This window comes from Pseudorhodobacter antarcticus (assembly GCF_900110135.1).
In the GTDB taxonomy this organism is placed as follows: domain Bacteria; phylum Pseudomonadota; class Alphaproteobacteria; order Rhodobacterales; family Rhodobacteraceae; genus Pseudorhodobacter; species Pseudorhodobacter antarcticus.
In genome coordinates, this window is the sequence record NZ_FOCO01000074.1 from 1 (window position 1) to 8,532 (window position 8,532).

General features: G+C 59.0%; 8 protein-coding genes and 1 pseudogene. 4 read left to right on the top strand and 5 right to left on the bottom strand.

Going from position 1 to position 8,532, the window contains the following annotated elements:
* From BMY36_RS18270 to BMY36_RS20100, 4 genes and pseudogenes are all read left to right on the top strand, one after another.
* On the top strand, positions 1-255 hold a 255-nt coding region (locus BMY36_RS18270; RefSeq protein WP_139194139.1), incomplete at its 5' end, for a transposase.
* Positions 256-301: 46 nt separating this feature from the next.
* A pseudogene (locus BMY36_RS18275) lies at positions 302-556 on the top strand (IS3 family transposase); the annotation flags it as partial.
* A 55-nt stretch (positions 557-611) separates the two neighbouring features.
* The gene (locus BMY36_RS18280; protein WP_050520978.1) at positions 612-1,013 is read left to right on the top strand and encodes a calcium-binding protein; all 402 of its coding nucleotides are present in this window, start codon (positions 612-614) and stop codon (positions 1,011-1,013) included.
* Entirely contained in the window at positions 997-1,167 is a 171-nt protein-coding gene (locus BMY36_RS20100) for a hypothetical protein (RefSeq protein WP_156215284.1), read from the top strand. The genes BMY36_RS18280 and BMY36_RS20100 overlap by 17 nt, the downstream gene beginning before the upstream one ends.
* 56 nt (positions 1,168-1,223) lie before the next feature.
* Here BMY36_RS20100 and BMY36_RS18285 read toward each other — a convergent pair whose 3' ends face one another.
* From BMY36_RS18285 to BMY36_RS18305, 5 genes are all read right to left on the bottom strand, one after another.
* Positions 1,224-2,552, bottom strand: a complete 1,329-nt coding sequence (locus BMY36_RS18285; RefSeq protein ID WP_050520979.1) for a UDP-glucose dehydrogenase family protein — start codon at positions 2,550-2,552, stop codon at positions 1,224-1,226.
* Positions 2,553-2,661: 109 nt separating this feature from the next.
* The gene (gene cysN, locus BMY36_RS18290) at positions 2,662-4,575 is read right to left on the bottom strand and encodes a sulfate adenylyltransferase subunit CysN (protein ID WP_050520980.1); all 1,914 of its coding nucleotides are present in this window, start codon (positions 4,573-4,575) and stop codon (positions 2,662-2,664) included.
* Entirely contained in the window at positions 4,576-5,511 is a 936-nt protein-coding gene (gene cysD / locus BMY36_RS18295; RefSeq protein ID WP_050520981.1) for a sulfate adenylyltransferase subunit CysD, read from the bottom strand. It abuts the gene before it with no gap.
* 127 nt (positions 5,512-5,638) lie between these two features.
* On the bottom strand, positions 5,639-8,101 hold the full coding sequence (locus BMY36_RS18300; protein ID WP_050520982.1) for a hypothetical protein: 2,463 nt from the start codon (positions 8,099-8,101) through the stop codon (positions 5,639-5,641).
* 133 nt (positions 8,102-8,234) lie between these two features.
* Positions 8,235-8,532, bottom strand: a 298-nt coding sequence (locus BMY36_RS18305) for a transposase (protein WP_139194141.1), incomplete at its 5' end; no start/stop codon positions are given.

Here is an 8,532-nt window from a genome sequence, read left to right on the forward strand (position 1 = left end):
CCCATATCGAGGCAATCGGGAAAGTGGCAAGGCAAGGAACGCGTCCAAGGCGGGCGCGCCAGTGTCAGGCACGCGGTCTATTTGCCAGCGGTTATTGCAACACGCTTCAATCCAGACATGCAGGCAAAATACGAGCAGCTGATCTCGACCGGGAAATGCAAAAAACTGGCCATCACAGCCGTCATGCGAAAACTGATTGTCATGGCCAACGCACTGCTTCGGGATCAGAGAAAATGGACGCAAAACCCAGCTTGACCAATACGGATACTCGCGCATGTAAACATACGCTGCCGGGCAGTGGATGAGCGGCAAGGACAATTGTTACGACAATTCGATGGTCTTGCGTCGGGGAAACGCCCCACCGGGGCCTTTCCTGATCCTCCTCACTTTCTTCAAATCCATCAAGGCCGAGCTGATCTGGCGCAATCGTTGGGACACACGCCGTCAGGCAGAAGGCACGATCTTCCAGTATATCAACGGGTTCTATAATCCACGGCGCAGGCAGTCATCGTTGGGCGGTAAAAGCCCCTTGGCATTCAAACGAAAGGCCGCATAAATGAGTTGAAAGACCGGAACGTAAGCGTGACAAGACCAGATGTGGCTTTGGCGGGATGGATGACGACCGTATTTTTGGGCAAGACGGCAATGACACCATGCTGGGCGGTGAAGGCAACGATTATCTGGACGGTGGCTTGGGCAATGATGTGATCTATGGCCAGGATGGCAACGACAGCATCAGCGGTGATTTTGGCAATGACAGGCTGTTTGGCGGCGCGGGTGCGGATACGATTTTTGCCGGTTGGGGCAATGATGAAATTGGCGGCGGTGCCGGCAATGATGCGATTTATGGCGATGGTGGCAATGACACCCTTTCTGGCAATGCGGGCAATGATGTGCTGTTTGGTGGCACGGGCGCGGATGTGTTCATCTTTGCCGCCAATGAGGGGTTGGATGTGATTTCCGATTTCAGCATGACGCAAGGCGACGGTTTGACGTTTGGGGCCAGCATGTAGGGGCGCGGCGACCACGACCACCGATTTTATCGGGGCGTTTGGGTCGGTCGCTGGGTCGGATGTTGTGTTCACCTTTGGCGCGGACAGTGTGGTGACGTTGACCGGGCTGAACAGTTTGGCCGGGCTGGACGGGTTCATCAACATGCCGCTGTAAGCGCAGCGGGACAGGAAAAAACCGCCCCCGTTAGTTTGGGGGCGGTTTTTTTATGCTTATTCGGGTGTTGCGGTTTGGGCGGTGCGCCCGATGCTTTCATACGCATCAAACCCAGCACGGCGCGCATCGCGGGCGGAATAGATGTTGCGCAGATCGGCCATGCGGGGGCTTGCCATTTTTTTCGCCAGCCGTTTGAGGTCGAGCGCGCGAAATTCGTTCCATTCGGTCAAGATCACCAGCAAGTCGGATTTGTTGGCGGCCTTATAGGGGTCATCCATCCAGACCACGCCGGGCAACAGCGCCTCGCCTTCGTGCTGACCTTGGGGGTCGACCACGCGGACCTTGGCGCCTGCGCCGACGAGCGCGGGGATGATGGTCAGGCTAGGGGCGTCGCGCATATCATCGGTATTGGGTTTGAAGGTGACACCCAAAATGGTGATTGTTTTGCCGTTGAAGGTGCCGCCGCACAGATCCAGCAGCTTGTCGATCATGCGGCGTTTGATTTCCTCATTCACTTTGATCACGATTTCGGTGATCTGCATGGGGATGGCGTGATCTTGGCCCATGCGCGCCAAGGCCTTGGTATCTTTGGGAAAACATGATCCGCCATAACCGGGACCAGCGTGCAGGAACTTGTTGCCGATGCGGTTGTCCATGCCCATGCCTTTGGACACTTGTTTGATGTCAGCCCCCACCTTTTCGCACAGCGCCGCGATTTCGTTAATGAAGGTGATCTTGGTCGCCAAAAACGCGTTGGCGGCGTATTTGATCATTTCCGCCGATTCCAGATCTGTGATCACAATCGGGAAATCGCGCAGGTACAGGGGGCGGTAAATATCGCTCATCACCTCCGCCGCGCGGTCGGTTTGGACGCCGACAACAACGCGGTCGGGTTTCATGAAGTCATCAATCGCCGCCCCTTCGCGCAAGAATTCGGGGTTGGAGGCGACGGCGAAATCAAGGGTGGGGTTGGCCTTGGACACCACCTGTTTGATTTTACGGTTGGTGCCGACGGGGACGGTGGATTTGGTGACGATGACCATATAATCCTTGGCGGCCAGTGCTATTTCTTCGGCGGCGGCCATGACATAGGTCAGGTCTGCGTGACCATCACCGCGCCGGGTGGGGGTGCCAACAGCGATAAAAACCGCCTCTGCCCCTGCAATTGCGGCGGGCAGGTCGAGGGAGAAGGTAAGGCGGCCAGCGGCCACGTTGCGGGCCATAACCTCTTCCAGCCCTGGTTCATAGATTGGGACCTTGCCTGCGTTCAGCAAAGCGATTTTTTTCGGGTCTTTGTCGACGCAAACCACCTCATGGCCGAAATCGGAAAAGCAGACACCCGAGACGAGGCCGACATAGCCGGTGCCGATCATGGCGATTTTCATGGCAAGATCCTTTGCGCGTTATGGTGTCGTGGCTGTCACCCCGAAAAGCGGCAAGAGTTTGGCGGTTTGGCCCTTGGTGCATAAATTTTTGCACCAAGGGCCAAGGGGGTTAGCTGGCAAGAATTGCCGCGATGACCAATTCTGCGGCCTCCTCGGCGGTCAATGCGGTGGTGTTGACGGTCAGTTCCGGGGCCTCGGGCGCTTCATACGGGCTGTCGATGCCGGTGAAGTTTTTAAGGTTGCCCGCGCGGGCCTTTTTATAGAGGCCCTTTACATCGCGGCTTTCGGCGACCTCCAAGGGGGTATCGACGTACACCTCCATAAATTCACCCGCGTCCATCATATCGCGCACAAGGCGGCGTTCGGCCTGGAAAGGAGAGATGAAAGCGGTCAGAACGATCAGGCCGGCATCGGTCATAAGGCGGGCCACTTCGCCCACGCGGCGGATGTTTTCCACGCGGTCGGCATCGGTAAAGCCCAGATCGCGGTTCAACCCGTGGCGCACGTTGTCACCGTCCAAAAGGAAAGTGTGTTTGCCCATGGCGTGGAGCTTTTTTTCCACAATATTGGCAATCGTGGATTTGCCGGAACCGGACAGACCCGTGAACCAAACCACCTTTGGTTGCTGGTTTTTGATCGCGGCGTGGGCGGTGCGGTCCACGTCCAACGCTTGCCAATGGATGTTTTGGCTGCGGCGCAAGGCGAAATGGACCATGCCCGCGGCGATGGTCGCGTTGGTCGCGCGGTCAATCAGGATGAAACCGCCCAGATCGGGGTTATTGGCGTAGCTGTCAAACGGAATGGCGCGGTCGGTGGAGATGTTGACCACACCAATCGCGTTGAGTTTGAGGGTGTCGGAGGTGAGGTGTTCGAGGGTGTTGACGTTCACCTCATACTTCGGTTCGGTCACGGTGGCGGTCAGGGTTTGGGTGCCCATTTTCAGCAGGTAGGGGCGGCCGGGCAGCATTTCAGCCTCACCCATCCAGACCAGCGTTGCTTCAAACTGGTCGGCCACTTCGCACGGAGCATCGGCGGTGGTGATAACGTCGCCGCGTGAACAATCCACCTCGTCATTAAAGGTCAGCGTGACGGATTGGCCAGCGACGGCGCGATCAAGGTTGCCGCCATAGGTGACAATGGATTTGACGGTGGTGGTTTTGCCCGAGGGCAGGATGCGGATGGCATCACCGGGGGCGATGGAGCCGGACCCGATGAGGCCCGCGAAGCCGCGAAAGTCGAGGTTGGGGCGGTTGACCCATTGCACGGCCATGCGGAAGGGTGCGTCTTGCATCCGGGCCACGGTGATGGGTGCATCCTCGAGGTGGCCCAGTAACGTGGGTCCTTGATACCACGCGGTGTTTTCGGAACGAGTGACGATGTTATCGCCCGCGAGGCCCGAGATCGGGATGGGCAAAAAGGATTTCATGCCGATTTGTTTGGCGAAATGCGAATATTCCGACACGATTTCGTAAAAGCGTTCGGCGCTGTAGCCGACCAAATCCATCTTGTTCACCGCCAAAACGATGTTTTTGATGCCCAAGAGGTTGACCAAATAAGAGTGGCGGCGGGTTTGGGTCAGCACGCCTTGGCGCGCGTCGATCAAGATCACCGCGAGGTCGGCGGTGGAGGCACCCGTGACCATATTGCGGGTGTACTGTTCATGGCCGGGGGTATCAGCGACGATGAATTTGCGTTTGTCGGTGGCGAAAAAGCGGTAGGCGACATCAATGGTGATGCCCTGTTCGCGTTCGGCGGCCAACCCATCGACCAGCAGGGCAAAATCAATCCCCTGCCCTTGGGTGCCGTGCATTTTGCTGTCGTTTTCCAGCGTTGCCAGCTGGTCCTCGAATATCATCTTGCTGTCATACAGCAGGCGACCGATCAGCGTGGATTTGCCATCATCGACCGAACCGCAGGTGATGAAGCGCAGCATGGTTTTGTGCTGATGCTTTACCAGATACGCGTCGATGTCTTCGGCGATCAGGGTTTCTGTGATGTAGGCGGGGTTGGTTGCAACGGTCATTTAGAAATACCCCTCTTGCTTTTTCTTTTCCATGGATGCGGCTTGGTCGTGGTCGATTGCGCGGCCTTGGCGTTCGGATGTGGTGGTTAGCAGCATTTCTTGGATCACCTCGGGCAAGGTGGTCGCTTTGCTTTCCACGGCACCCGACAGGGGGTAGCAGCCAAGAGTGCGAAAGCGCACGGATTTCATTTCGGGGACTTGGCCGGGGGCGAGGGGGAAGCGTTCATCATCGACCATGATCAACATGCCGTTCCATTCCACCACCGGGCGGGGGGCGGCGAAATACAGCGGCACGATTTCGATGTTTTCAAGGTGGATGTATTGCCAGATGTCGAGTTCAGTCCAGTTGGACAGAGGGAAAGCGCGGATGGATTCGCCTTTGGCCTTGCGGGTGTTGTAAAGTTTCCACAGCTCCGGGCGCTGTTGTTTGGGGTCCCAGCGGTGGTTGGCGGAGCGGAAGGAAAAAATGCGTTCCTTGGCGCGGGATTTTTCCTCGTCGCGGCGCGCGCCACCGAAAGCTACGTCGAAATTATATTTGGTCAGGGCTTGCTTTAACCCTTCGGTTTTCCACATATCGGTGTGCATAGAGCCGTGATCGAACGGGTTGATGCCTTGCGCCAACGCGTCGGGGTTTTGATGCACGATCAGTTTCATGCCCGCATCATCGGCCGCCTTTTGGCGCAGCTTGTACATTTCCTTAAACTTCCATGTCGTATCGACATGCAGCAAGGGAAAGGGCGGCGGCGCGGGGTAAAACGCCTTTTTCGCAAGGTGCAACATGCATGCGCTGTCCTTGCCCACGGAATAGAGCATGACCGGATTTTCGGCATTCGCGACCACTTCGCGCATGATGTGGATGCTTTCCGCCTCCAACCGCTGCAAATGGGTCAGGGTGCTGGCAGAGATCGCTACGGGGTCGGCCGATGATACGGGCATGGGTTGGGTCCTTGTAATTTACGCCGCATATTTCGCAATTTTTTGCGGATTATCCAAGGCCGAAAGGCGCATAGGGCGCAAACCCGCTGGCAGGGTTGTATGAAAAGACACAGTTGGCGCGGATTTATCAGGAAAAGATGAAATCGTCGGGGTCCAGCAAGGCCATTCTGATGCCGTTCAGTTGGATTTGACCGGAGCCAAAGGTGATCAAGGTGTTGCCAAGGTTTTGGGTGATGGCAAGGGTGGCAAAGTTTTGGCCGCTGCCGCTGATTTCGATGCGGTCAAGGTTTGGGGTGAAGTCGGCGACGATGTCGAACCCTTCGTTGCGCGAAAACCAGAACACATCGGCCCCTGCCCCGCCAGACAGCCAGTCGTTGCCCGCCCCCCCCAGCAGCGTGTCATTGCCATCACCGCCGCGCAGCCCGTCATTGCCAGCGCCGCCCATCATGAAGTCGTTGCCATCATTGCCGTACAGCGTGTCATTGCCGCTGTCGCCCAAGATTTGGTCGTTGCCCGCCCCACCCCAAAGGTGATCGTCGCCATCGCCGCCCGACAGGGTGTCATCGCCCGCTTGACCGCTGATTTGATCGTTGCCCGCCCCCCCTTCGGCATAATCATCCCCGAAAGAGGCCCAGATCACATCATCGCCGTCGTCGCCATAAAGACTGTCGTCGCCCGTGCCGCCGCTGACGATGTCATTGCCCGCGCCGCCCCAGATTTGATCGTTGCCATCATCGCCCCATAAAAAGTCGTTGCCATCGCCGCCATACATCCAATCGGCGCCGCCCCCTGCCCCGCCCAGCAGCAGGTCATTGCCGCCATTGCCGTGCAGCGTGTCATTGCCCACGCCGCCCAGCAAAAAGTCGGACCCATCGCCGCCGTTCAGGGCATCATTGCCCGTACCGCCCGACAGCACATCATTGCCAGTGTCGCCCGACAAGGTGTCGTTCCCCTCGCCGCCGACGATGTAATCGGCATCGCTGCCGCCCGCGACGGCATCATCGCCGGTGCCGCCGAACAGTTGGTCGCGGCCCGTGCCCCCGTCGATGGTGTCATTGCCATAGCCGCCAAAGAGGGTGTCTGCCCCGCCTTCGCCCATCAAGGTGTCGGCCCCGGCAAAGCCTGTCAGCACATCATCCCCATTCGCGCCGCGCAAATCATCGTTGCGATTGCCACCGTTCAGGGTGTCATTGCCCGCCCCACCGCGCAGGGTGACGCCTGCGTTCGGGTCCGGGGGTGGGGGCGGCGGAGGGGGGGGCGGTGGCGGTGGTGGTGGAGGGGGCGGCGGCGGTTCTTCCGGCTCCTCCGGTTCATCGCCCAAGACCAGAACGCGGTCGGGCCATGAAAAGCCGGTGCCAAACAAATCCGCCTCGGTCAAAGGGCCGGGGGTCATGCCATGCACTTCGATCGTGGCGCGGCGCATGGTGATGATGGCGCCGAACGCGGTGGACACGATGGACAGTTGCCCGGCAGAGCGCAGCATGGGGTAGTTGGACATATCAATCGTGTCGATACCCAGTTGAAAATCCATGATGCGGGTGGTGGCCGCACTTTCGGTGACCATGAAGGTGTCGCGGCCTGCGCCGCCATAAAGATCCACCGCTGTGGGGCCACCGACCAGAATATCATCGCCCGCACCGCCAAAAAGCGTATCCACCCGGCGGTCGCCGCCAACCAAAATATCGTTGCCTGCGGTGCCTGTCAGCGTGCTTTCGCGGCGGTCGGTGTCAACTATCACGATGCCTGCCGTGCCAATGGACAGGCTGTATTGTGTGATGCCCGTATCCACCCCGCTGGAGACGAAAATTTGCACGCTGTTGCCCACCACGGCGGCGGTGATTTGTTCGACATTCATCAACCCTGCGCCGCTGGTATGCGCGATGGTTTGCAAGTGCAACAGATCGCCGTTGGGCAGCAGGGCGAACAGGCTGAGGCCATCATCGGCCCCGCCGATCACCACAAAAACCCGGTCGCCCGATTGCGCGATGGCCATAGATTGCGCGCCACCAAAGCGGGTGTGCAGCGTGTCAAGGATATGGTCGGTCGGTTCCAGCGACCCGTCCGCCGCCATGCGCATCACGCTTAGGCTGTTGCTGACAGCGCCCGCCACGATGACCCAAGTGTGGCCAAAGGCGGTGACCACCTCCATCGCGGTGGGGGTCGCGATGCCGATGCCCCAAGCCGAGCCCATTTGGCCCGCAAGCTGCAAGGCCCCCGTGGTGGGGTTGGCAGAAAAGCTAAGGACACCTTGGGTGGCTTGATCGGTGACAAGGACGTAATGCGCCGACCCGATGGTGACGGTTTGCATCTGGGTGTCGCCCGACACGGTGAACAATTGCGCGCTGTTGGTGGGGGTGAGGGATTCGAACTGACCATTGGCCGCGATGCGGTAGGTTTCCAAGCGGCCCGAGGTTTCATTCACGGTGTAAACAAAGGTGCCGCCCGCGCTGGCCAAACTGGTCATCGACAGGCTGTGGGCAAGACCGGACGGGCTGCCGCCGATGGTGGCGAGTGTGGTCATTTGCCCCGCGCCATCAAGGCGGTAGCTGAGCAGGCCTTGACCAGAGGTGGTGCCAAACACCAAGGACATGACCCCGTTGATGGATACGGGTGCCGCCACGCCAGCCGCCCCCACCGCCGAGGCCCCGACAAAGATTTGGCTGTCTATCGGCTCTGTTGCACAAATGGTCTGACGGTGAGGGTTCCCCTATCCCCGGACAGACTTATCCCACGACTTCTGTAATGGGCGTGCCGAGAGTGGTGAAGCCGTTCAGGACGGCAACACGAACTTGGAACTCCGCGACCTGACGGTCGAAGTCCCGCGCCATAAGGCGCTGACCCAGCAGTTTGACACAGTGCATCTTTGTTTCGACGCGGCTTCGGCGGTGATAGCCGCTCCATCGTCGCCATATCGTCCGGCCGAAGCGTTTCGACGCGCGGAGGGCCTCGTTCCGCGCGATCGCGCCAGGAGTGTCGGGTTTCCATGGCTTGGCGTTCTTGCGCGGCGGAATGATCGCGGCT